The sequence below is a fragment of the Streptomyces sp. CG 926 genome (assembly GCF_003148825.1).
Lineage (GTDB): Bacteria > Actinomycetota > Actinomycetes > Streptomycetales > Streptomycetaceae > Streptomyces.
Genome location: NZ_QGGZ01000017.1, coordinates 13,752 through 36,121, shown reverse-complemented (window position 1 = coordinate 36,121; position 22,370 = coordinate 13,752). Strand labels below are relative to the sequence as shown.

The 22,370-nt window shown below is 72.4% G+C and carries 23 protein-coding genes; 9 read left to right on the top strand and 14 right to left on the bottom strand.

Going from position 1 to position 22,370, the window contains the following annotated elements:
* Nucleotides 1-1,266, top strand: a complete 1,266-nt coding sequence (locus tag BCL76_RS34320; protein ID WP_109783292.1) for an FAD-dependent oxidoreductase — start codon at nt 1-3, stop codon at nt 1,264-1,266.
* 25 nt (nt 1,267-1,291) lie between these two features.
* Here BCL76_RS34320 and BCL76_RS34315 read toward each other — a convergent pair whose 3' ends face one another.
* From BCL76_RS34315 to BCL76_RS34305, 3 genes are all read right to left on the bottom strand, one after another.
* Entirely contained in the window at nt 1,292-2,212 is a 921-nt protein-coding gene (locus BCL76_RS34315; protein ID WP_109783291.1) for a polysaccharide deacetylase family protein, read from the bottom strand.
* Between the two features lie 256 nt (nt 2,213-2,468).
* On the bottom strand, nt 2,469-3,455 hold the full coding sequence (locus tag BCL76_RS34310) for an MsnO8 family LLM class oxidoreductase (RefSeq protein WP_109783290.1): 987 nt from the start codon (nt 3,453-3,455) through the stop codon (nt 2,469-2,471).
* A gap of 128 nt (nt 3,456-3,583) precedes the next feature.
* Nucleotides 3,584-4,786, bottom strand: a complete 1,203-nt coding sequence (locus tag BCL76_RS34305) for a serine hydrolase domain-containing protein (protein ID WP_109783289.1) — start codon at nt 4,784-4,786, stop codon at nt 3,584-3,586.
* Nucleotides 4,787-5,063: 277 nt separating this feature from the next.
* On the opposite strand from BCL76_RS34305, the gene BCL76_RS34300 reads away from it, so the two are divergent.
* A complete protein-coding gene (locus BCL76_RS34300) occupies nt 5,064-5,765 on the top strand; it encodes a 2-phosphosulfolactate phosphatase (RefSeq protein ID WP_109783288.1) in 702 nt (233 codons plus the stop codon).
* A 188-nt stretch (nt 5,766-5,953) separates the two neighbouring features.
* The gene (locus tag BCL76_RS34295; RefSeq protein WP_109783287.1) at nt 5,954-6,511 is read left to right on the top strand and encodes a YceI family protein; all 558 of its coding nucleotides are present in this window, start codon (nt 5,954-5,956) and stop codon (nt 6,509-6,511) included.
* Nucleotides 6,512-6,548: 37 nt separating this feature from the next.
* On the opposite strand, the gene BCL76_RS34290 is transcribed toward BCL76_RS34295, so the two are convergent.
* The 8 genes from BCL76_RS34290 to BCL76_RS34255 form a co-directional block, all read right to left on the bottom strand.
* The gene (locus tag BCL76_RS34290) at nt 6,549-7,814 is read right to left on the bottom strand and encodes an anhydro-N-acetylmuramic acid kinase (protein WP_109783380.1); all 1,266 of its coding nucleotides are present in this window, start codon (nt 7,812-7,814) and stop codon (nt 6,549-6,551) included.
* A 5-nt stretch (nt 7,815-7,819) separates the two neighbouring features.
* Nucleotides 7,820-9,142: an MFS transporter gene (locus BCL76_RS34285; protein WP_109783286.1), complete on the bottom strand. Its 1,323-nt coding sequence runs from the start codon at nt 9,140-9,142 to the stop codon at nt 7,820-7,822.
* A gap of 76 nt (nt 9,143-9,218) precedes the next feature.
* Nucleotides 9,219-10,151, bottom strand: a complete 933-nt coding sequence (locus BCL76_RS34280; protein WP_109783285.1) for an ABC transporter permease — start codon at nt 10,149-10,151, stop codon at nt 9,219-9,221.
* The gene (locus tag BCL76_RS34275) at nt 10,148-11,059 is read right to left on the bottom strand and encodes an ABC transporter ATP-binding protein (RefSeq protein WP_109783284.1); all 912 of its coding nucleotides are present in this window, start codon (nt 11,057-11,059) and stop codon (nt 10,148-10,150) included. Before BCL76_RS34275 ends, BCL76_RS34280 begins: the two co-directional genes overlap by 4 nt.
* Nucleotides 11,056-11,445 carry a GntR family transcriptional regulator gene (locus tag BCL76_RS34270; RefSeq protein WP_109783283.1) on the bottom strand — a complete coding sequence of 130 codons (390 nt, stop codon included), beginning with the start codon at nt 11,443-11,445 and terminating at the stop codon, nt 11,056-11,058. Before BCL76_RS34270 ends, BCL76_RS34275 begins: the two co-directional genes overlap by 4 nt.
* 140 nt (nt 11,446-11,585) lie before the next feature.
* Nucleotides 11,586-12,296 (bottom strand): cytochrome b/b6 domain-containing protein, encoded by a 711-nt coding sequence (locus BCL76_RS34265; protein ID WP_109783282.1) that lies wholly within the window; start codon nt 12,294-12,296, stop codon nt 11,586-11,588.
* Complete coding sequence (locus BCL76_RS34260; protein WP_109783379.1) at nt 12,238-12,903, bottom strand: molybdopterin-dependent oxidoreductase; 666 nt, start codon at nt 12,901-12,903, stop codon at nt 12,238-12,240. Before BCL76_RS34260 ends, BCL76_RS34265 begins: the two co-directional genes overlap by 59 nt.
* 227 nt (nt 12,904-13,130) lie before the next feature.
* Complete coding sequence (locus BCL76_RS34255; RefSeq protein WP_109783281.1) at nt 13,131-13,601, bottom strand: Dps family protein; 471 nt, start codon at nt 13,599-13,601, stop codon at nt 13,131-13,133.
* Between the two features lie 214 nt (nt 13,602-13,815).
* Between BCL76_RS34255 and BCL76_RS38680 the strand changes: the two genes are divergently transcribed.
* Nucleotides 13,816-14,022: a hypothetical protein gene (locus tag BCL76_RS38680; RefSeq protein WP_146228486.1), complete on the top strand. Its 207-nt coding sequence runs from the start codon at nt 13,816-13,818 to the stop codon at nt 14,020-14,022.
* 157 nt (nt 14,023-14,179) lie between these two features.
* On the opposite strand, the gene BCL76_RS34250 is transcribed toward BCL76_RS38680, so the two are convergent.
* Entirely contained in the window at nt 14,180-14,476 is a 297-nt protein-coding gene (locus tag BCL76_RS34250; RefSeq protein ID WP_109783280.1) for a hypothetical protein, read from the bottom strand.
* A gap of 266 nt (nt 14,477-14,742) precedes the next feature.
* Here BCL76_RS34250 and BCL76_RS34245 point away from each other — a divergent pair, with 266 nt between their 5' ends.
* Nucleotides 14,743-15,129, top strand: a complete 387-nt coding sequence (locus BCL76_RS34245; protein WP_109783279.1) for a hypothetical protein — start codon at nt 14,743-14,745, stop codon at nt 15,127-15,129.
* Between the two features lie 152 nt (nt 15,130-15,281).
* On the opposite strand, the gene gdhA is transcribed toward BCL76_RS34245, so the two are convergent.
* Nucleotides 15,282-16,685 carry an NADP-specific glutamate dehydrogenase gene (gene gdhA / locus BCL76_RS34240; protein ID WP_109783278.1) on the bottom strand — a complete coding sequence of 468 codons (1,404 nt, stop codon included), beginning with the start codon at nt 16,683-16,685 and terminating at the stop codon, nt 15,282-15,284.
* A gap of 311 nt (nt 16,686-16,996) precedes the next feature.
* Here gdhA and BCL76_RS34235 point away from each other — a divergent pair, with 311 nt between their 5' ends.
* The 4 genes from BCL76_RS34235 (at nt 16,997) to BCL76_RS34220 (ending at nt 21,697) form a co-directional block, all read left to right on the top strand.
* Nucleotides 16,997-18,223: a cytochrome P450 gene (locus BCL76_RS34235; protein WP_258310075.1), complete on the top strand. Its 1,227-nt coding sequence runs from the start codon at nt 16,997-16,999 to the stop codon at nt 18,221-18,223.
* A gap of 167 nt (nt 18,224-18,390) precedes the next feature.
* A complete protein-coding gene (locus BCL76_RS34230) occupies nt 18,391-18,642 on the top strand; it encodes an EF-hand domain-containing protein (protein WP_109783277.1) in 252 nt (83 codons plus the stop codon).
* A gap of 166 nt (nt 18,643-18,808) precedes the next feature.
* Entirely contained in the window at nt 18,809-20,674 is a 1,866-nt protein-coding gene (locus tag BCL76_RS34225) for a serine/threonine-protein kinase (protein ID WP_109783276.1), read from the top strand.
* Between the two features lie 123 nt (nt 20,675-20,797).
* Nucleotides 20,798-21,697: an immunity 49 family protein gene (locus BCL76_RS34220; protein ID WP_258310074.1), complete on the top strand. Its 900-nt coding sequence runs from the start codon at nt 20,798-20,800 to the stop codon at nt 21,695-21,697.
* A gap of 22 nt (nt 21,698-21,719) precedes the next feature.
* On the opposite strand, the gene BCL76_RS34215 is transcribed toward BCL76_RS34220, so the two are convergent.
* The gene (locus BCL76_RS34215) at nt 21,720-22,361 is read right to left on the bottom strand and encodes a GNAT family N-acetyltransferase (RefSeq protein ID WP_109783274.1); all 642 of its coding nucleotides are present in this window, start codon (nt 22,359-22,361) and stop codon (nt 21,720-21,722) included.
* Between the last annotated feature and the right edge of the window lie 9 nt (nt 22,362-22,370).

Here is a 22,370-nt window from a genome sequence, read left to right as displayed (position 1 = left end):
ATGACGAACCGTCACGCGGTGGTGGTAGGAGCCGGGATCGGCGGCCTCACGATCGCCGTCGCGTTGCACCGCCGGGGTTGGGACGTCACCGTCTGCGAACGCGCCCCGGAAGCACCCTTCACCGGCGCCGGCATCGGCCTCGCCCCCAACGCCCTGCGCGCGCTCGGCGCCATCGGCGTCGACGTCTCCCGCGCGATCGGCGGCGCCGTACCCGCGACGATGGGTGTGCGCCGCCCCGACGGCCGGTGGCTCACCCGGGCGGGCACCGAGGACATGAAGGCCCGATACGGGATGGCGCCCCTCGCCGTTCCGCGCCCGGCCCTCACCGCCACCCTCTCCGCCGCTCTGCCGCCATCGGCCCTTCGTTACGGCACCGAGGTGACCGGCGTCGACGACGCCGAGGGCCGCCCGACCGTACGCACGGCGGCAGGGCCGGGCCTGCCCGCCGATCTCGTCGTCGCCGCCGACGGCATCCACAGCCCGTTGCGCCGCGCGTACTTTCCCGCCCACCCCGGACTGCACTACATCGGTGAGACGGCCTGGCGGACCCTCGTGGAGGCGCCGGACCTGCGTATACGGGCCATGAGCGAGACATGGGGCCGGGGGAAGCGGTTCGGGGTCACCCCACTCGCGGACGGCCGCCACTACCTCTACGCCACCGCGGTCGTCCCGCCGAACACCCCCTTCACCGACCCGCGCACCGAACTGCGGCAGCGCTTCGGTTCATGGCACGCACCCATTCCGGCCCTGCTGGACCGGGTCGGGCTTCTCGACCCCGCCGATGTCCTGCGGAACGATCTCTACGACCTGGCCGCGCCGCTCCCGCGCCTGCACCACGGCCGCATCGCCTGGCTGGGTGATGCGGCGCACGCCATGGCGCCCAACCTCGGCCAGGGCGGTTGCCAGGCCATCGAGGACGCGGTGGTCCTCGCCCACCTGCTGCCCGCCGGAGAGCGCGGAGACGGTGGGGGCGGGGACGGGTACGGGGACCAAGGCGGCCGGGACGGCCGGGAGAGCCGGGAGAGCTGGGAGGGCCGGGACACTGCCGATCCGGCTGTTCCGGCCGCCCTCGCCGCGTACACCGCCGCTCGTCTCGTCCGCACCGACGCCGTGCGCCTTCGCGCCCGCCGCGTCGGACGTCTGGGCGTCCTGCGCAATCCGGTCGCGGCGGCCGTCCGTGATCTCGCGCTCGGTGCCACCCCGGACCGCCTGGCCCTGCGCGGCATGGACGACCTCTTCAACGGATTCCGCCTCCCCGCCCGGTGAGGCGGGGGGCGGCCCGGGGCCGGGACTACGGGGTCGTGCGGGCCGGGAAGGAGAAGCTGTAGCCCTGCTCGGTGAGCCAGGGCAGGTACTCCTTCAGCGCGGCGACGGTCTCGCTGCGGTCGCCGCCCCCGTCGTGGAAGAGGACCGTCGGCTGCTGCGGAAGCTTGCCCTGCACGGTGGAGAGGATGGCCTTCAGGCCCGGCCGGCTCCAGTCCTTGGGATCGACGCTCCAGCCCAGCGGCCGCATCCCGCTCGCGGCGGCGATAGCGCGGCTGTCGGGGGTGAAGGCTCCGCCCGGCGCGCGGTAGTACGTGACGGGGACCCCGGGAACGGCCTTCTCGATCATGGCCTTGCCGTCGAGGATCTGCTGCCGCTGGTAGGCGACGGGCTTGTGGTCCATCGTGACGTCGTGGTCGACGGAGTGGTCGCACAGCTGATGCCCGTCGGCAGCGACCGCGCGCGCCAGCTCCGGGTATTTCTGGGCCTTGGTGCCGATCATGCAGAAGGTGGCCTTGACGTGGTTCTTTCGCAGCGTCTCCAGCACCTGGGGCGTCCAACGGGGGTCCGGGCCGTCGTCGATGGTGATCGCGACCTGCCGGCCCGCGCCCTGCGCCAGCCGGGATATCCCCAGCGGGACCCCGGTGCTGGTGCTGGTGCTGCCGAGAGCGGCGCCCTGGGCCGCCCCGTGAGCGGCAGCACCCTGGGGTGTCCCCTGGGCTGCCCCGTGAGCGGCACCGCGGGCTGCCCCCTGAGCGGCGCCTTGCGCGGCGCCCGTCGTTCCGGCCTGCGTGGAGTGGCCGCCGGGGGGCGCGTCCGGGGTGCGGTCCACCGAGCCGTCCGTAGCGGCGTAAGCAGGGCTGCCGACTGCCGCCAGGAGGCCGAGAAGGGCGGCCGCGGCCCCGTACCCCGCCCGTCGACGACGTGCGGAACTGGTGGTGATGCGCATGGACGTGCTCTTCCTTTGCCCTCAGCCCCCGGATCACGCTGGTCGGTCCAGGCTAGGTCATCCGTTCGGAGCACCACCTCGACCGAATGGCCCGTTTTGTGTGGCTCAGTGCACACGGGCCTCTCCGGTCGAGGGCGACAACCTCGGAGCGCCAACGCCTGTGGCCACCCGCGTGGTGCCGCGTCGCCTGTGAGCAGTGTCACGAGCACCTGCGCGGCGGGGCCGACTGCGGCAGCGATGGCGGCGGCGACCGCGCCTACGCCGGCGTCGCGGCTCCCCGGTGCTTTGCGATGAGCGCGTACGAGGCGATGCGGTCGCCGAGGTCATGGACGGGCGTGGTCAGCATCAGCTCGTCCGCCCCGGTCTCGGTGGCGAGGTGCGCGAGCCGCTTCACGACGGTCTCCGGCGTGCCGACGGCCTGCTGCGCGCGGAAGCCCGCCAAGGCGTGCCGTTCCTGTTCCGTGAAGGGGTGGGTGGCCGCCTGCTCGGGGGTGGGGAAGGGCAGCCGACTCTCGCCCTTCAGGAGGCCGGCCTTCACGACGTTCATCGGCCCCGCGCGCCGTACGGCCTCCTCCTCCGTCTCCGCGCACACGGCCTCCACGCACAGCAGTACGCGGGGCCGCTCGCACCAGCGGGACGGGGAGAAGGCCGACCGGTAGCGCTCCAGAACGGCGAGGGTGTTGTCCGGCCGGATGTGGTGGGCGACCGCGACCGGCAGGCCGAGTTCCGCGGCGAGGGCCGCCCCCGCGGGGCTGGAGGCCAGCAGCCACGGCTCCGGCAGCGGGCCCAGTGCCACCTCGTCCACCAGGAACGACAGGATCGCGGCCACGTCGTCCCGGTACTCGGCGTCCGTCGCCGGGTCGGCGCCGCGGCGCAGCGCCCGCGCGATGCCGTCGTCGAACGTACCGGGACCACGACCGATACCCAGGTCGATACGGTCCTCGTGCAGGGCGGCCAGCGTGCCGAACTGCTCCGCCAGGCTGAGGGGGGCGTGGTTGGGGGCGAGCACGCCCCCCGAACCGAGCCGGATGGCCGAGGTCGACGCGGCCGCGTGCGCCGTCAGGACGACCGGTGGGAAGGCGCCGATCGCGGGAGAGTGGTGATGCTCCGCGTACCAGAGTCGGTGGTAACCGAGGTTCTCCAGTCCTTGGGCGAAGGCCGTGGTGTCCCGCAGGGTGTCCACGGCTCGGGTGCCCGTTTGCACCATCGCGACTTCCAGCGCTGAAAGAGGTATGTCGAGCATGGCGTCAGCATAGGGATCGCGGGTGGCGGCGCGGGCGAGCGTGATCGTTTTCGCGCCACACCCGGCGCACCGCCACACCCGCCATCCCGCCGCCCCGTCACTCCGTCACTTCGTCATGTCGCGGCGCCTCAGGGCTTCTTGAGCAGGGCGCAGACGAAATCCTCCTGCACGGTGCGCAGTCGGGCCAGCAGCGCGGGCTTGTTGCCCTTACTGGTCTGCGTGTTGATCGAGAAGGTCAACGACCGGGTGCCGTCGGGGGTGGTGGCGGCGAGCTGGGTGTAGCCGGGGAAGTTCCCGGTGTGGCCGTAGACCACACCGCAGCGGGTGGTGTACTGGTAGATCGCCAGCCCGGCGGCGTTGGTGCCGGGGCCGGCCGGCTCCGAGGAGTCGCCGGGACGGAAGGTCAGTTGCTCCTTGCGGGTCTGCGCCGACAGCATCGAGGGGCCGCCGTAGGCCCGGATGAAGGTGCCCAGTTCCTTCGGGGTGGAGACGATGCCACCGGAGGCCCAGACACCGGACGCGCCCAAGGCCTCGCTGATGTCCTCCGGTTCGGCCGGCGGCTGGACGTCGTAGCCGTGCAGGTACGGGCGCGGGAGCCGGTACCCCAGGGGCAGGCTCGTCCGGTGCAGCCCCAGCGGGCGGTACACGAGCTCCTTGAGGAGGTCCTCGTAGCGGCGCCCGGAGACGGCCTCGGCCATCAGCGCGATCGCGATGTTGTCCGAGTTGGAGTACTCGTACAGGGAGCCGGGTTCGAAGAGCAGCGGCTTGTCGGCCACGAAGTCGAGGAGGGTGCGGGGGTCGAACACGTGGCGCGGGTCGGCGGTGAGGATCTCCAGGAACCGGGGGGCGGTCGAGAAGTCCGGCAGGCCGCTGGTGTGCTGGAGGAGCTGGCGCAGCGTCACCGCGTGCCAGGCCTCGGGCTGGTCGGGCAGGCGCTCGCCGATGGTGTCGTCGAGGGAGAGCCTGCCTTGGTCGACGAGTTGGAGGGCGACCGCTCCACTGAACGCCTTGGCGATGCTGGCGATGCGCATGTGGTCGTCGGGGTGCGGTGGGCGACCGGTCGCGATGTCGCCGACGCCGGCCGTGTACACCTGCGTACGGTCGCCCCGGGTGAGCAGGGCGATCACCCCGGGCGGGCCGTCCTCCTGGGCGACCAGTCGGTCGAGCTGCCGCTGGAGGGCCTTGTCGTGGCGCCCCGGTCCGTCGGCCGGGCCGGGGTCACCGGCCGCCACCGCGGGCTGCAGCAGTCCGCCGAGCGCGGCGGCGGTCAGGACGGTGGCGGACAGTCCGGTGCGGAGGCGGCTCCGGCGGGCGGGGGCACGGGTCGGCATGTACGTGGCTCCTGGTGTGCGCGGCGACGGCCGGGGCGGGCGGCGCCCGGCCCGGCCCAGCAGTAGCAGCCCGAGCGACACTCCGGGGCGGCGGCGCGCGCCGCGACCCCCCGGTTGGCTGCGTAAGTCGCCGTGGATCCGCCGTCACCGCGGCACCGGAGTTCGATACGACCAGGGTGGGCCGCGCGGTGCAGGTGGGGCGCCCCGACCGTCCCGAGGTCGGACGGTCTTCCGGCGGAACGCGACCTTCCCGGTCGGCATGCACGATCATGATCGTATGAACGCTCGTTTCCTCGGCATCGCCGATCTGGTCGAAACCCCTTCCGTGGCGGTCGTGGTCGACGTCATGCGGGCTTTCACGGTGGCTGCCTGGGCCTTTGCCCAGGGCGCGGAAAGGATCGTGCTCGCCGAGTCGTTGGACGAGGCCCTGGCGCTCAAGGCCCGCCATCCGCACTGGGTGGCGATCAAGGACGGTCCGCCCGCACCCGGGTTCGACACCGTCAACTCGCCGGGCATGCTGCGGTCCATGGACCTCGGCGGACGGACCGTCGTGCAGAAGACCACGGCCGGGACGGTCGGCGCCCTGGCGGTCAAGGAGGCTTCGCTGGTGTTGTGTGCCGGCTTCGTGGTGGCGGAGGCGACGGCTCGACTCCTGCGGACACGCGCGTCCGACAGTGTCACGTTCGTGGTCACCGGCGAGGACGGGCGGGCGGAAGAGGATCTGGCGTGTGCTCAGTACATCGCGCGGAGGGTCACCGAGGCCGAGACGGACGCGGCCGAGTTCCTCCGCCGCGCCGGCGAATCGCGCGCCGCCGCCGAGCTGGTGGAACGGGTGCGTCAAGGAGTCCATCCCGATGACGTCGCACTCTGTCTCGCGCTCGACCGGTTCCCCTTCGCCATGGTGGCGGCCTCGGAGGCCTCGCTGATGGTCCTCCGGCCGTACGCCGTGCCCCCGCTGACCGACGAAGCCTCGTTCTGATCGCCGGCGCGGGACGGCGGGCGAGGTCGGCTGCTGCTCTCCACGGGTGAGGCGGGGCGTCGCCGGAGTGCACTCCGGCGACGCCCCGTGCGTCCGGCCGGGTCGGGACCGGTTCGCGCCCTAGCGTGGGTCGGGAAGAATCCGGGCGTACCGCCGCCGGGATCCCGCGCTACGGAGGAACGTCAACCATGACCGCCACCATCCAGGAGCTCACCGGGGACTACGTCCTCGACCCCGCCCACACCCGGATCGGCTTCGTCGCCCGCCACGCCATGGTCACCAAGGTCCGCGGCGCGTTCCACCGGTTCGAGGGCACCGCCCACCTCGACGGGGGCGATCCGGCCCGCTCCAGCGCCCAGGTGGTGGTCAAGACCGAGAGCATCGACACCGGCGTCGAGCAGCGGGACCAGCACCTGCGCACCAACGACTTCCTGGACGCTCCCGCCTTTCCCGACATCACCTTCCGCACCACTTCGGTCGAACCGCGCTCCGACTCCGAATACCGCGTCACCGGCGACCTGACCGTCAAGGACACCACGCGGCCCGTCACGATCGACTTCGAGTACACCGGCAACGCCGTCGACCCCTACGGCAACCTGCGGGTCGGTCTGGAGGGGGCGGTGACCATCTCCCGCAAGGAGTTCGGCGTGACCTGGAACGCGGCTCTGGAAGGCGGCGGTGTGCTGGTCGGCGACAAGATCGTTCTGGAGTTCGACATCTCCGCGATCAAGCAGAAGCAGGACTGACAGGGGCGGCCGGGCCGGTGACGCCGGCCCGGCCGCATCACCGTCGGTGGTCCGGCCGGGCCGTGCCGGGTCCGCCGCCGACCCTCAGCCGGACCGGCGCGGTCGCCGGTGGCCGCGGCAGGCGCAGGCCCGGACCGCCGGGCGTGATCGAGCCGAGGACGCTCGCGTGCCGGGCGCCGGTGCACGAGGGAACGGTGCCCGGCAGGCCGTGCGCGGTGAGCCAGCCCAGTACGGCGAAGGCGTACGCCTCCTTCGCCCCCGCGGGCAGCCCGAGTTCGTCCGAGGACCGCACCACGCAGCCGCCGGCCCCGGGGGCTCCGAGGGCCCCTGCTCCGCCCAGTTCCTCCCGCAGCCGGTCCATCAGCACGGGGTTGCGGGTCCCGCCGCCCGACACGATCACCTCGGTCGCCCCGAAGGGCCGGATCGCGTCGGCGACGGTCCGGGCCGTGAGCCGGGTCAGTGTGGCGACGACGTCCTCGACGGACAGCGGCTCGCACGAGTCCAGAGCCGCGCGCAGATAGGGCAGGTGGAAGAGTTCCTTGCCCGTCGTCTTGGGTGCGGGACGGGCGTAGTACGGGTCGGCCAGCAGCCTTCGCAGCAGCGGCGGGTGGACCGTGCCCCGCGCGGCGAGGGCTCCGTCCGCGTCCATCGTCCGCGCCTCGCCTCCGGCGTGCCGCTGCGCCAGCGCGGTCACCGCCGCGTCGATCAGCGCGTTGGCGGGGCCGGTGTCGAAGGCCAGCGGGGCGCCCCCGGTTCCGGCGGCTCCACCCGGCACGACCGTGACGTTCCCGATCCCGCCCAGGTTGAGTGCGACCGGTACGCCGGGCCGTCCCCGTAGCCACATCACGTCGACGATGCTGACCAGCGGCGCTCCCTGTCCGCCGGCGGCGACATCGCGGGTCCGGAAGCCGGAGACCACGGGCCGGCCGGTCGCCTCGGCGATCCAGGCCGCCTCACCGATCTGGAGGGTGCCGTGCACCCGGCCGTCCTCGGCCCAGTGGAAGACGGTCTGCCCGTGCGATGCCACCAGGTCGGCCCGTCCGTCGCACAGTTCCTCGTCCGCCCGCACCGCCGCCGCGGCGAAGGCCCGTCCGATGCGGGTGTCGAGCCGGCACACCGTGGCCAGGTCCGCCCCGGCGGGCGGCAGGGCCCCGGCCAGGTCCGCCCGCAGGTCGTCGTCGTACGCCGTGCTGATCATTCCCAAGGGCGTGAGCACCAGCGTGTCGCCGTCCAGGGAGAGGTCGGCGGCCGCCGCGTCGATCGCGTCGTACGAGGTGCCGGACATCAGCCCGACCACGCGCAGGGCGCTCACCGCAGCGCCCGCGCGTGGTCGTCGCCGCGCAGGGTGAGCAGCGCGACGGCGCTCACCGCGCAGGTGGTCGCGGCGTAGTACCCGGGGACGTCGACGTTCCCGGTCCGCCCGACCACCTCTGTGATGATCAGCCCCGCAGATCCGGAGAACACGGCGTTGGACAGCGCGTACGCCAGCCCGAGCCCGGTGCAGCGCACCCTGGTCGGGAACATCTCGGCCAGCATCGCGGGGCCCGGACCCGCCATCAGGCCGACGCAGGCCCCCGCGGCGAAGAGCGCCGCCCCCTTCACGTACGCCGGCCCGTCGGGGTCCTGCACCAGGTGCAGCAGCGGGAGGGCGAGCACGGCCACCAGCAGGGCACCCGCCACCATCACCGTGCGCCGCCCGATCCGGTCGCTCAGCCTGCCGGCGGGGAGGATCGACGCGGCGAACCCCAGGTTCGCGAGGACGGTGCCGAGCAGGGCTCGCTGGAAGGTGGTGCCGAGCGTGCTCTGCAGGTAGGAGGGCAGGACCACCAGGAAGGTGTACCCGGCCGCCGACCAGCCCATGACCCGCCCGACACCCAGCACCACGGCCCGCGCCGTCTCCCCGGAACGCGGCCGGGGCCGCCCCGGGGCGGGCGGCCCGGCCAGGACGCGGGCGGACGGTTCTTCGGCGGGCAGCCGCAAGCGCAGCCGCAGCGCGAGGAGCCCCAGCGGCAGGGTCAGCAGGAAGGGCACCCGCCAGCCCCACGCGTGCAGCTGCGAGGTGGTCAGTACGCTCGCCAGGACCACCGCGACGGCGGCGCCCGCGAGCAGGCCGAGCGCGACCGTGAACGACTGCCAGGCCCCGTACCGGCCCCGGCGGCCCGGTGGCGCGCATTCCGTCATGACCGAGACCGCCCCGCCGAACTCCCCGCCCGCCGAAAGCCCTTGCAGGATCCGCAGCAGTGTCAGGAGCCACGGCGCGGCCGCGCCGATCGACGCGTACGTCGGCAGCAGGCCGATCGTCGCGGTGGCACCGGTCATCAGGCAGACGACCAGGACGAGCGCGGGTCGCCGGCCCACCCGGTCGCCGAACCGCCCGAACACCGCGGCCCCGACCGGCCGGAAGAAGAACGCCAGGGCGAACGACGCGTACGCCTTGACGAGCCCCTCCACCTCGCTGCCGCCCGCGGGAGTGAAGAACTGCGCCGCGATGACCGTGGCGAAGTAGCCGTAGATCCCGAACTCGTACCACTCGATGAAGTTGCCGACCGATCCCGCCACCAGCGCCCGGCGGGCGTCGTCCGGCCGGACCGTCGCAGAAGGCCGGACCGGACCGGGGACGGGTGTGCTCATGGATCAAGCGTGCTGACCGTGGGGCAGCTCCACAAGCACCGTCCGCCATCCGACGTACACCGCCCCCGTCGGGGGGTCAGCCGCGCCGGGCGCCCACCAGCCGGAACGCGGCGAACAGGGTGACGCAGGCCAGGGCAAGGACCAGCGAGCTCTCGATGAGCTGCGTCGGCCAGTGGTGCGAGGCCGGGTGGAACTCCACGTACCAACTCGTCACGTTCATGTCCGGCGGGCAGACGCGCATGTCGTGGGTCCGCTCGAAGCAGGCGTACCGGGGCAGGCGCTCCCCGGAGGACGTGAGCAGCCCGCTTCTCATCATCAAGGCGGAGCCCGGCATCACGTCGTAGGGGTTCCCGTCCAGCGGCATCGTGCGGGTCACCGCGGGGAGGAGCGACCAGCGCAGCGCACCGAAGCCCAGCATGACCAGGCCGGTGAGCATTCCGGTGAGGGCCATGGAGACCAGGGTCCGCCGGACCAGCTGGCCGATGAGCACGCCGAGGGCCACGCCGAGCAGGCAGTAGGCGGCGAGCACGGGACCGGAGGCCTCGTACGTACCGCGGTCCGCCCAGTGGAGCTGGTAGGTGTGACTCACCCGTACCCAACCGAGTCGGTACACGCCGACGATCGCGGCGGAGCCGAGCAGCGACATCACCGCGGCCACCACGGCCTTCGAGCCGAGCCAGCCCTTCGGGGTGGTCGACTGGGTGAGGGCGAGCCGCCAGGTGCCGCTCTCCAGCTCGCGGGCCGTCATCGGGCCGGCCACGAAAGCCGCCACCAGCAACGGCATGAACAGCACGCCCGCGCCCGCGTACCGCATGAAGTAGTACAGCAGTTCGTAGCCGTGGTTCGGGGTCGATGCGCCCAGCCGCCCGGAGGGCAGGCTCTCGGCCCAGGAGCGCAGGACGATCACGACGGCGAGACCGACCACCATGACGGCGGGCACGGTCCACAGCGCGCGTCGGTGTTGGCGGACGGCGACCCGGTACGGGCCCTTCAGCGTCAGGCCGCTCATGCGCGTATCCCCGTCGTGGTGAGGGACTCGCCGGTGGAGTCCCCGGTGCAGTCCTCCGTGCGGAAGGACGGGGCGTCGGGGGAACGCAGATGGGCGAGCAACAGCTCCTCCAAGGTCGGTTGCTCGGCCTGCCAGACCCGGTGGTCGACGGGTCCCCGCGGCCGTACGAGGGCGGTGAGCTGACGGCCGGTCGTGCGGGACTCGACGACGGTGTGGGCGTCGAGTTGGGCACAGGCGGTGGCGGGGCCGGTGAGCAGCCGGTGGGCCGCGGCGACCTCGTCGATCGGGCCGCACAGGCGGATCCGGCCGCGGTCGACGAGCAGGAGGTGGTCGCAGGCGCCCTCCAGCTCGGTGAGGATGTGCGAGGACATCACCACGGACGTGCCGTTGTCGGCAGCGTCGGCCATCAGGGTGCCCATGAGCTCGCGCCGGGCGAGCGGGTCGAGGTCTGCCATCGGCTCGTCGAGGAGCAGCAGGTCGGGGCGCTTGCCGAGGGCCAGGGCCAGGGCGAGACGGGTGCGCTGCCCGCCGGAGAGCGTACGGACCCTGGTGCGCGGGTCGAGGTCCCCGGCCTCGACGATCCGCTCCGCGGTCGCCGCGTCCCAGCGTCCCGGGTTGAGCTCGTGGCCCATCCGCAAGGTCTCGCCGACGGTGAACTGCGGGTAGAGGGGCTTGTCCTGCCCGACGTACGCGAGCGTCTCGCGCGGCGCCGTACGCAGGGTGCCCTCCGTGGGGAGCGCGAGCCCTGCGGCAAGGCTCAACAGGGAGGACTTCCCGGCGCCGTTGGGCCCGACGAGCGCGCACACCCGGCCTTCGGGGATGTGGAAGGAGCAGTCGCGCAGCGCCCAGCCTCCCCGGCGTCCGTAGCGTAACCCGAGGCCCTTCGCCTCGATCACGGTTTCCGTCATGCTTCGCCGTCCCCCTCGAAGTGCTGTTCCAGTACGGATGTGAAGAGCGCGGCCACGTCGTCGCGCTCCAGGCCGGCGTCCCGGGCCCGGCGGGCCCAGTCGGCGAGTTCGTCGCGCAGCGGAGAGTCGGCCGGGGCGCTGCCCAGGGACTTCCGGATGAAGGTGCCCAGCCCCCGCTTCGCCTCGACGAGGCCTTCGCGTTCCAGTTCGCGGTAGGCCTTGAGGACGGTGTTCGGGTTGATGGCGGTGGCCTCCACGACCTCGCGCGCCGCCGGCAGTTTGTCGCCCGGCTCCAGCAGGCCCAGGCGCAGGGCCTGTTTGGTCTGCTGGACGATCTGCAGGTAGGTGGCGATGCCGCTGCGCCGGTCGATGCGGTATTCCAGCACTCAACACCACCCTTTCACTAGTTAAGTAGTGAAAGGGTGGTGCACGGGTGGGACATCTGTCAACTCACTCTGAAATCACCAGGGATGACACCGGACGGAAAACCGACGGAAGGAGCAGTTCTCGCCGACCGGTCGTCGACTCATCCGGTGTCTACGCCGTTCGACGGCCCTTCCGGGCTTTCGTCCTTCGGTTCGTCCGCGAGCCACAGCGGATGCTCCCGCTTCGCCCAGGGGCGGTCGACGGACCCGGTACGCATGCCGCTGCGCGCCTCCGGGTCTGCGAGGGCCATCCTGATGTGCCCGGCCAGCACCACCCCGATGGCCAGGGCCAGCCAGTCGTGCACGAAGGTGGCACTGGTGCGCCACACCAGGGGTGTCAGATGCGTGAACCACATCAGCAGGCCGGTCGCCAGCATCACCAGGACGGCTCCCGCGATCCACGACGCGTAGATCTTCTGGCCGGCGTTGAACTTCCCCGCGGGCCGGGATCCGCGCCGGCGGTCGCGTCGACGCACCGCGCGCAGCCACTCCCTGTCGTGCGGAGCGAAGCGGTTCAACCTGCGCAGATCGGCCCGGAAGGCGGGAGAGGCGAGGCCGAGCAGGAACGGCGCGGGCAGCAGGATCCCGGCCCATTCGTGGACCGTCACCACGAGGTACCTGCGACCGACCAGTTCGGCGAGCTGCGGTACGTACAGCGCGGCCGCCGTCGCCACGCACAGCAGCATCAGTGCGGCGGTCGCGCGGTGGACCCAGCGCTCGGCCCGGGTGAAGCGGGCGACGCGTCGGGTCGGCTCAGACGGTGGGGGTGTCACTGCGCCCGTTGGACCCGCCGACCCAGGCGTCGACGTCATAGCCGCGCTCCTCCCAGTAGCCGGGGCGCACCTCGGAGGTGACGGTGATCCCGGAGAGCCATTTCGCCGACTTGTAGAAGTACATCGGCGCGACGTAGAGCCGGACCGGGCCGCCGTGCGAGTGGCTGACCGGCTGGTCCTGCATCTGCAGACAGACCAGCACGTCGTCGCGCCGGGCCTGCGGGAGCGTGAGGCTCTCGCTGTACGCGCCGTCGAAGCAGGTGAAACGGATCGCCTTGGCCGTGGGATCGACACCGGCGGCGTCCAGCAACCGGGACAGTCGGACGCCGGCGAAAGCGGTCTCGGGGACCCGCCAGCCGGTGACGCACTGCACGTCCCTGACGACACGGGTCTGCGGCAGCGCGCGCAGGGCGTCGAGGGTGTAGGTCGTCGGGCGCTCGACCAGGCCGTCGACGGTGAGCCGATAGTTCTGCTCGTTCTTCCGCGGTACGGAGGTCGCGACGGAGTAGTACCGGAAGCCGCCCCCGTTGGGGAGCAGCCCGGTGAGCCCGGTCGGGTCCTTGTCCGAGGCGGCCCCGAGGAAGGCTTCGATCCCGCGCTGTACATACGGTGCGGCAACGAGGCCCCCGGCGCCGAGCCCGAGCATGCCGAGCACCAGACGGCGACCGACGGGGGTTCCCTCGAAGTCGGGGTGGTCTGTCGTCACCCCTCGATTCCAGCACCCCGGGGTGCTGGACACCAGAAGGACCGGCCCGACGTCAGACTTCCGTCACAGTTCCGCCCGCCACGTGAGACCTGCCCGCGCGGACGGCAGGGGCGTGGCGCAGGCCGGCTGCCACCCGGCCTGCGCCACGCCCCTCGGCCCGTGACTGCTCAGGCGCTCTCGGCGGCGAACATCCAGTGGTGCTTCTCGAGGTCGCCGGTCAGGGCGATCAGGAGGTCCTGGGTGACCGGGTCGGGCTCGTCCGTGGCCCGGATGCGGTCGCGCATGCGGGCGATCACCGTGCTGAGGGCGTCGACGAGGATGCGGACGGCGTCCGCGTCCTTGATCCATCCCTCCGGCACACCGGTGATCGCGGTGGACGACGCCACCGTCGAGGCCCGGCCGTCCGGGGTGATCCCGAGGGCGGAGGCGCGCTCGGCGACCACGTCCGAGTGGGTACGCGCCGTGGTGACGACCTCGTCCAGTTGGAGGTGCACGGACCGGAAGCGGGGGCCCACCACGTTCCAGTGCACCTGCTTGGCCACGAGCGAGAGGTCCACCAGGTCCACCAGAGCGCCCTGCAGCGCTTCACCGACGACCTTCAGGTCCGCTTCCGGGAGGGCGTTCTTGACGACGGACACAACGTCTCCATTCATATGGGGGCACGTATCAATGAACCTCGGCTACCCGCTATGAGCAGCACAAAACGGTTCCGCGTCGCAGGCTGGGCCGTTCGGCCGTAGCCGGGCGGCCACCGCACGAGGGGCCTGTGCCGTCGGCGCTCGGCCTTGACTCGCACCCCCGCCGGCAGCAGACTCGACGCAGTTACTGATCTTCACCGGGGGGCTGAGGAACTTGATCACTTTCTATGCGTGCGCGGGAATACCCATCGCCGCGTTGGTGACGTACCTGCTCTGGAGCGACCGAGCCACTCGAACCAAGAACCTCGACGGGTGGCAGCTGGAGGAGAAGGTTCGAAAGGAGGCCCGCTTCGACAAACTGTCGCCCGCGCGCCGGTTCTACACCCCGCCGAACGAACTCGACCGTCGAGGCCGCCGCTGACCTCGACCGTCGGCCGATTCGGTCAGGACGGGTCGGTCAGGCCAGGCCAGGCCGGGTCAGGTGCCCGAGCAGCAGCTCGACGAGTCGGTCCGGGCTGCGGCGCCCGTACCGACGCCGGTCGCCCAGGCGCAGCCCGGGCGACCGGATCAGCGGTGGTTCAGTCCTCGTGGACGTCGCAGTCGGTGTAGACGGTGGGCCTCGTCATCAGCTCCGACAGCCGCCCGGCCAGTTCGCCGGTCTCGGGCGCTTTGCTGTTGGCCATGGCCTCCTCGTACGACGCGAACTCGACGACGGCGAGATAGCGGCGGGGATTCGCCCGGTCCTGGAGCAAGGTGCGGGTGGTCGGGGCGCCGGCGCGGGCCTGCGAGCGGGCCTGCTCCTCGTAGGCGCGCAGCAGGTCGCGCACCTCGTCGATGCGCTCCGTCTCGAAGTCGATGATCTGGGCGAACTTCATTCTTCGTTCCTCCTGGCGTACGGCGGTCCCCGCGGACGCGGTTCTTCCCTCCCCCCGCGCCCGGACAAACACCGTGGGAGTGCCGCAGGCCCACTTCACACACGCGATGCCCCCTACGGCCGAACCGTCCGGGCCACCCGGGTGACCTTCGGCACCGGTTGGCCCATGCCGGACCGGCGTGGCGACCGCGCAGCGGCGCGCGCCGGTCGAATGTGGGCGGATCGTCCGCAACTCGCTGTAGGACGCCTCCGCCGGGAGCATCAGTCATGCATCGCTTCATCCCCGTACTGCCCGCCGTCGTCGCCCTGACCGGGGCCCTCGTCGCCCCCGCGGCCGCCGCCCCCGCGGCCGACCCGAGGCCGATCACCTCGCCCTACGTCCAGGCCGCCGCGGACGTCACGGCCTCCGGCGCGCTCAGGCGGTCGAAGAACATCGACTGGGTACGTCACGTCAACACCGGCCGGTACTGCGTGAATGTCAGTGAAGAGGTCAACCTGGCGTTCAGCGTGGTCTCCGTCGAGCTGCCCAATTCCAACCGCCGCAGCTTCAGCACCACCCCCAACCGCGTCTGCGGCCCGGACGCCGTGACCGTCAACACCTATGACCTCCGCGGCAACTACGCGGACAACCCGTTCACGGTCATCGTGTTCTGACCGGCTCCGGGCTCCCGGATGCCGGATCCACGTCCGGAGACGGCGCCGGCGGCGCGCCGCGGACCGCCCCCCCGGCCGGTCCGCGCCCGCCCGCCCCGGCCTCCCCGAACCGACCTGCCGGCCGGTTCGGGGATCGCGCCGAGATCGTCGGATCAGATGACACCCTGCGCCAGCATGGCGTCCGCGACCCGCTCGAAGCCGGCGATGTTCGCGCCGGTGACGTAGTCGCCCGGGGCCCCGTACCGCTCGGCGGTCTCGTACGCTACGGCGTGGATCGAGCGCATGATGCCCGCGAGCTCGTCCTCGACCCGCTGCGCGCTCCAGGCCACGCGGCCGGCGTTCTGGCTCATCTCCAGGGCGCTGACCGCCACTCCGCCCGCGTTGGCGGCCTTGCCGGGCCCGAACGCGACCCCGGCCTCCTGCAGGATCCGTACGGCCTCGGGGGTGGTCGGCATGTTGGCGCCCTCGGAGACGGCCTTGACCCCGCTCGCGACGAGCGTACGGGCGTCCTGCGCGTCCAGTTCGTTCTGGGTGGCGGAGGGGAAGGCGACGTCCGCCGGCACCTCCCAGACCCGCCCGCCGGGCACGAACCGGGCCGAGGATCCGCGTCGCGCCACGTACTCGCTCACCCGGCCCCGCTCGACCTCCTTGACCTGCTTGAGCAACGCGAGGTCGATGCCCTTGTCGTCGACGACGTAGCCCTGGGAGTCCGAGCAGGTCAGCGGGTTCGCACCGAGCTGCTGGAGCTTCTCGATCGTGTACAGGGCGACGTTGCCGGAGCCGGAGACCACCGCGGTCAGCCCGTCCAGCGACTCACCGCGGACCGCCAGCATCTCGGCGGCGAACAGCACACTGCCGTAGCCGGTCGCCTGCGGCCGGATCGCCGAGCCGCCCCAGCCCTGCCCCTTACCGGTCAGGACCCCGGCCTCCCAGCGGTTGGTGATGCGCCGGTACTGACCGAAGAGGTAGCCGATCTCGCGACCGCCGACACCGATGTCCCCGGCGGGCACGTCGGTGTGCTCCCCGATGTGCCGGTGCAGCTCGGTCATGAAGGACTGACAGAACCGCATGACCTCGGCGTCCGACCTGCCGTGCGGGTCGAAGTCGCTGCCGCCCTTGCCACCGCCGATTCCGAGGCCGGTCAGAGCGTTCTTGAAGATCTGCTCGAAGCCGAGGAACTTCACCACGCCGATGTCCACGGACGGGTGGAAGCGCAGGCCACCCTTGTACGGGCCGAGCGCGCTGTTGAACTCGACACGGTAGCCGCGGTTGACGTGGACCCGGCCCCGGTCGTCCTGCCACGGGACGCGGAAGAGGATCTGCCGCTCGGGCTCGGTGAGCCGCTCCACGAGGGCCACGGCCGGGTCGGCGTACTCGGGCCGGGCGGTGAAGACGGGGGCCAGGGTCTCGAGGACCTCCCGTACCGCCTGGTGGAACTCGGGCTGCGCGGGGTTGCGGCGCTCGATCTCGGCTCGCAGTGCTTCCAGCCTGTCCTTCGAGTCCTTCACGTGTGTCCCTCCAGGGAGTGCGCGGTGCGCAGACGACGGCAGGTCCATGGTGTCCGCGGGGCCGTGCGTACCGGTCGATTCCGGGTGCGACGCGCTCCGAACGCGCGCTTTCGGAAAAGTTTTTCCGGAGCCCGACCCCTCTGTGGAGGCTACCGCCCACGGCGCTGATCTGGACAAGGCTTCTACCCTGCGGACAAAAAAGCGTGCGCCGGGCCGGGGGCGCGCCGCACGCCGGGCAAGGTTCCTTTCGACAGGCGCCCTACCGGGCCGGGAGGGTTTCGGGCAGGATGATCCGGCGCACCGGAGGTCACCCGTGGCGGTGAACCCCGCCCGGTCCCGACCGTGATCCGGAGGTCCCAGTGACGTGGCACGACGACCAGGCGCGGCGTGACGAGCTGTACCGCGACCCCTATCCGCTCTACGACCGCGCGCGCCGGGCCGAGGGGCTGATGTACGTACCCGAGTTCGACGCGTGGCTGGTGGCGCGCGACCGGGACGTACGCGAGGTGCTGCTGCGCGCGGAGGACTTCTCCTCGGCCAACTCCCTGCGGCCGGACATCCCGCTCTCGGAGGCGGCGCTCGGCGTCCTGCCCCGGGGGTTCGGGCCCCGGCCCACCGTCGTGTCCAGCGACGGGTCCGCCCACCGGCGGCACCGGGCCCCGCTGAACCGGGGGCTGTCCGCCGGCCAGGTGGCGGCGCTGGTGCCGTACGCCCGCACGTGCGCGAGCGAGTTGCTGGACGGCTTCGCCTCGGACGGGTCGGCGGATCTGGTGGCGGCGTACGCCCGACACCTGCCCGGGATGGTGGTCGGCCGGCTGATCGGGCTGGACCCCGCCGACGTGCCCGCCGCCGTGCACGGCGGCTACCGCGCCGAGGAGCTGCTGTTCCGCCCGCTGTCTCCGGCGGGGCAGGTGGCGGCCGCCGAGGACGTGGTCGCGCTCCAGCACCTGTTGGACGGGTACGTCCGCGAGCGGCGCGCCCACCCGCGGGACGACATGTGCTCGGTCATGGTGGCGGCCTTGGCCCCCGGTGACGACGAGCTCACCCTCGAACAGCGCCACGAACTGGTGACGAGCCTGCAGAACCTGCTGATCGCCGGATTCCTCACCACGAGCGCGCTCATCGCCACCATGCTGCTGCACCTGCTCGGCGACCGGCGGCAGTGGCTGGCGCTCCGCGCCGATCCGTCCCTGGTACCGGCGGTGGTGGAGGAGGCCCTCCGCCACGACACCGCCATCCAGGCCTTCCGACGGATCACCACCCGGCCGGTGACGCTCGCCGGGACGAAGCTGCCCGCGGGGGCCGCCGTGCTGGTGGCGTACGGCTCGGGCAACCGCGACGAGGAACGGTACGAGCGGGCCGGGGAGTTCGACATCACCCGGCCCGGGAACCGACAGCACCTCGCCTTCGGGTACGGGTCCCACGGCTGCCCCGGCTCCCAACTGGCCCGCGAGCAACTGCGGCTGACACTCGAACTCTTCGTCCGGCGCATGCCGGAGCTGCGACTGGACGCCGACCGTCCGCGTCCGCGGATGCGCCCCACGCTGATCCACCGCTCACCGCAGGACCTGTACGTCACCTGGTGACACGGCGGCCGATCCCGCCTCCGCCCCGTCCTCGCGCCGTCCTCGCGCTGCTGTCCGCTCCGCGAATCCGATGCCCGGCGGGGCAACCCCGCCGGGCCCTACGACGTCCTCCCGTGCAGGACGCGCCGCCCGGGAGGCGGCGCGTGTACCGCTGAGAGGACCATGTGATGAGCGAGAAGGCCCGGCGCCTGTTCGACGCCCTCGACCTCGACCAGGACGGCACCCTGACCCGCGCCGAGGTCATCGGCGCCCTGCGCTCCAAGGGTCCGACCCTCGCTGCGCAGGGAGCGATCCCCTTCTGGGGTGTCGGGGGCACCGACGACTCCTCGGCCCTCTTCGACGCGGCCGACCAGAACGGCGACCGCGTGCTGACGTTCGAGGAGTTCGCGGCCGTGGTCGACCGCCGCTTCGGCTGGTAGCGGCGGAGCCACCGCGCCCTCCTCGGCCGTCCGGGCCGCCAACTCCCGGGGACGGCGCGGCGGTCCGACGGTCCGGCGTGGGGACCGTCCGGGCATTGGGTACGCTCTCGGTTGACTTCGGGGCGCCGGCAGGTGCTGGACAGCCGCAATCAGAGATGGGTCCCCCATGGGTAGCGCACCTTCCGCCGACTTCTTCCAGCCGCTCAAGGCGGACGACCCTGCCGTCGTGGGCGGCTACCGCCTGGCGGCCGTGCTGGGCGCCGGCGGCATGGGCAAGGTCTACCTCTCCTACACTCCCGGCGGCCGGCCCATCGCCATCAAGGTGATCCGGCCCGAGTTCGGCGAGGACCCGGAGTTCCGGCGGCGCTTCCAGCAGGAGGTGCGGTCGGCGGAGCGGGTCCAGGGGCTCTACACCGCACCCGTCATCGACTCGGACACCGAGGGCGCCCAGCCCTGGCTGGCCACGGCCTACGTGCCCGGCCCCTCCCTCGCCCACGCCGTGGCCCGGCACGGCGCGCTGCCGGTGCGCAGCGTGCTGCTGCTGACCGTCGGAGTCGCCGAGGCGCTGCACGTCATCCACGGCGCGGGCATCGTCCACCGGGACCTGAAGCCGGCCAACGTGCTGCTCGCCGGAGACGGCCCGCGCGTCATCGACTTCGGCATCGCCCGGGCCGCCGACTCCACCGCCCTGACCAGTACCGGGGTCAGCGTCGGCACCCCGGCGTTCATGGCGCCCGAACAGGCCTCGGCCGGCACGGTCACCCCGGCGACCGACGTCTTCGCCCTCGGGCAGATCGCGGCCTTCAGTGCCATCGGAGCGTCCGTCTTCGGCGACGGGCCCTCGCACGCGGTGCTCTACCGGATCGTGCACGAGGACCCCGACCTCAGCGCCCTGCCGGAGGAACTGCGGCCGGTGGTGACCCGCTGTCTGAGCCGGGACCCGGCCGACCGGCCGACGCTGACCGAGGTCATCGAGCTGTGCAACGCGGCCTCCGAAACCCCCCTGCGCCAGGGCGAGGACTGGCTGCCGCGCGCCGTCGCCGGCTCCCTCACCGAACGGCTGCAGCTGCCCGCGCCGGCGCCCACCCCGCCGCCGCAGCCGCATCCGCCGACGGCCGCCTCGGCTCCGGCGCCGACTCCGACCGAGGTCTCGCCGCAGTCCCCGCCGGTGGTGCCCGCCGCTCCCGGGTACACCCCGACCGGCCCGGCCGCCGCCGCGCCGACGCAGACGGCCCCGGCGCAGGGGGCTCCGGGGGCCGTGCCGCCCGGTTACCCGACGCCTCCTCCGTACGCGCAGCCTTCGTACCCGCAACCGCAACCGCAGCCCAGCCGGCCGCAGTACAGCCACCCCCAGTACACGCAGCCCTCGTACGCCCCCGGGCACGGCACACCGCCGCCGTTCCACCCCCAGGGCTTCGCCCCCGGCCCGACCGCTCCGGCGCGCCCCAAGCGGACGGCGCTGATCGTCGTCGGGGCGGTCGCGGCGGCGGTCATCGGACTGGCGGTGATCGGATCCCTGCTGCCGGACGGCTCCGCCAAGGGCGGCGGCGACAAGGCGTCCGGCGGCGGCAGTACCTCGTCGGGCGGCGCCCAGAAGCAGCCCGACCCGCAGCCGGTCTCGTACCAGGGCATCGAAGTGCCCCAGAACCACCAGCTGATGTTCGCCGACAACCCGCCGCGACCGGCCGAGGAGCCGACCGGTGCGGGGGTGCTGTACGGGCACGCGGACCTCTTCTACTACCGGGACACCCTCTTCGGCGACGAGAAGTTCGGTACCACGAACGGCAAGATCGTCCTGCTGAACAACTCCGAGAAGGGTTCCCTGGAGACCTGCCGTGCCGTGACCCGCTTCACCGAGAAGATCGGACTCGACCAGCTCACGGACGGGTCCCAGGTCTGCGTGCTGAGCAAGGCCGGCCACATCGCGTTGGCGACCTACCGCGGCAAGTCGGGCGGTAAGAAGGACGAGACCGGCTTCATCACCGTCGATGTGACGGTGTGGCGCAACGCCGAGGCCGCGGCGAAGGACTAGGAACCAGCTCGGGACGTGTGTTGTCGGTGGGATCGGAGAGGATGGCTCCCTGAAGATCGGTGACGAGGGCGGCGGGATCGCTGCCGGCCTCGTCCTACGGGGAGGATGACAACCGTGCGGGAAGTGACGCGTCACGAGGTCGGCGAGGACCGGACGGGGCGAGCCCTGGAGGACATCAGGGGGCGGATCTTCGGCCGATGGCACGGACTGCGCTACAACAGTCTGTCCATCAAGGGAATTCAGGAGACGGGCGACGAGCTGCTGGACCACGTCGGCGCCCTCACCCTCCAGGATCCGCAGCTGGAGGGCGCGCCGGGGCGGCTGGCCCTGCGGACGGCGGCGGAGTGCGCGCTCGGTGTGCTGACGCTCGGCACCTGCCCCGGCGGGGACTTCGAGGTGTTCTTCCCCCTCGTCGACGAGGAACTCAGCAGCGAGGACTTCGCCTTCGGCGACGTGGTCGACCAAGCACCCACGGCGCGGGTCTGGGTGGACACCTTCGCCCTGAGCGTGATCACCGGGCTGCTGTGGGAGCCGGCCCGGGTGATCAGCCCGCTGCTGCGGAAGGACTACGCTCCGATGTTCCACGCGGGGCTGCCGTACTCGTCCTTGAGCTCGGTGTCCGACCCGGCCGAACTCGCCGAGATGGACGCCTTGTGCGCCTACCTCCACCTGGTGGAGACGCCCCGTTCGCCGTGGGTCGCGTCCGGGGTGCCGCCCCTGTGCAAGCCGGCGGCGCAGGAGCGCGCCGCGGCCGCCGCGCGCCTCGACGCGGCGGGCTCGCACACCCCCGACCAGCGCCTGCTGCGCGTGCTCCTCGACGACGACCGATCCGCGTTCGAGCAGGCCTTGACCAGCCGCCTCCTGGAACACCGTGACGGTGCCGGTCCGCATGCCGCGCCGCGGACGCTGCTGCCGGTCACCGTCGTCGCCCTGGCAGCCCTCGCCGTACACGCACACGGCTGGGAACTGGACGTGCGCTCCGGGTACCTGCCGGCGGGCCTGCTGCGCGCCCCGGGCCAGTAGGGGCGCGCGGCGGCGATTCGCCCTAGGCGGGCTGGACGACCGCCTCTGCGGTCGGGAGTACGGCGGGGCGGTCGAGGAACGCGAGCACGGCCCGCTTCTCCGGGAGGTACACCTCGGGCAGGTCGATCTCCGGGAGGGTGATCTCGCCCTGCCCGACGAAGCCGAGCCGGTTCATCAGGGCGACCGCCTTGGCGTTGGAGGCGTCGGGCTCGGCCACCGCGCGCAGGACGGCCGGGTCGCGGAAGGTGAACCGGATGAGCGACCCGATCAGGGTCCTGCTGAAGCCGGGCCGGGGCCGGCCGGTCACCGGGGCGAGCATCAGATGGACGCCGATGTCACCCTCGCGTGGCTCGTAGCAGTAGCTGACCCGGTCCTCGGTGGGCTCGTACGTCTGGAAGAGCGCCACGGGCTCGTCGTCCAGCCGGACCATGAACGCGTGGTGCGTGTCGCGGCGGTCCACGTCCTCGTAGATCTCCTGGACCAGTTCCCGGCTGGCGCCGTTCATGCCCCAGAACTGCGCGCGCTCCTCGACGACCCAGGAGTGCAGGACGGCGGAGTCCGCGGCCGGGTCGACCGGGGTGAAACGGACCGTGCCGAAGCCTTCGACGGTCTCGGTCAGCACATCCGCGCGCGGGGAGACGAGGGGGGTGGACTCGGGTCTCATACGGGTTCC

Bases quoted from the DNA above. Each gene is read 5' to 3' on its own strand.
- BCL76_RS34320 (WP_109783292.1), top strand. From the start codon at position 1: ATGACGAACCGTCACGCGGTGGTGGTAGGAGCCGGGATCGGCGGCCTC.
- BCL76_RS34315 (WP_109783291.1), bottom strand. From the start codon at position 2,212: ATGCGCATCACCACCAGTTCCGCACGTCGTCGACGGGCGGGGTACGGG.
- BCL76_RS34310 (WP_109783290.1), bottom strand. From the start codon at position 3,455: ATGCTCGACATACCTCTTTCAGCGCTGGAAGTCGCGATGGTGCAAACG.
- BCL76_RS34305 (WP_109783289.1), bottom strand. From the start codon at position 4,786: ATGCCGACCCGTGCCCCCGCCCGCCGGAGCCGCCTCCGCACCGGACTG.
- BCL76_RS34300 (WP_109783288.1), top strand. From the start codon at position 5,064: ATGAACGCTCGTTTCCTCGGCATCGCCGATCTGGTCGAAACCCCTTCC.
- BCL76_RS34295 (WP_109783287.1), top strand. From the start codon at position 5,954: ATGACCGCCACCATCCAGGAGCTCACCGGGGACTACGTCCTCGACCCC.
- BCL76_RS34285 (WP_109783286.1), bottom strand. From the start codon at position 9,142: ATGAGCACACCCGTCCCCGGTCCGGTCCGGCCTTCTGCGACGGTCCGG.
- BCL76_RS34280 (WP_109783285.1), bottom strand. From the start codon at position 10,151: ATGAGCGGCCTGACGCTGAAGGGCCCGTACCGGGTCGCCGTCCGCCAA.
- BCL76_RS34275 (WP_109783284.1), bottom strand. From the start codon at position 11,059: ATGACGGAAACCGTGATCGAGGCGAAGGGCCTCGGGTTACGCTACGGA.
- BCL76_RS34265 (WP_109783282.1), bottom strand. From the start codon at position 12,296: ATGACGTCGACGCCTGGGTCGGCGGGTCCAACGGGCGCAGTGACACCC.
- BCL76_RS34260 (WP_109783379.1), bottom strand. From the start codon at position 12,903: ATGCTCGGGCTCGGCGCCGGGGGCCTCGTTGCCGCACCGTATGTACAG.
- BCL76_RS34250 (WP_109783280.1), bottom strand. From the start codon at position 14,476: ATGAAGTTCGCCCAGATCATCGACTTCGAGACGGAGCGCATCGACGAG.
- BCL76_RS34245 (WP_109783279.1), top strand. From the start codon at position 14,743: ATGCATCGCTTCATCCCCGTACTGCCCGCCGTCGTCGCCCTGACCGGG.
- gdhA (WP_109783278.1), bottom strand. From the start codon at position 16,685: ATGGACCTGCCGTCGTCTGCGCACCGCGCACTCCCTGGAGGGACACAC.
- BCL76_RS34230 (WP_109783277.1), top strand. From the start codon at position 18,391: ATGAGCGAGAAGGCCCGGCGCCTGTTCGACGCCCTCGACCTCGACCAG.
- BCL76_RS34225 (WP_109783276.1), top strand. From the start codon at position 18,809: ATGGGTAGCGCACCTTCCGCCGACTTCTTCCAGCCGCTCAAGGCGGAC.
- BCL76_RS34215 (WP_109783274.1), bottom strand. From the start codon at position 22,361: ATGAGACCCGAGTCCACCCCCCTCGTCTCCCCGCGCGCGGATGTGCTG.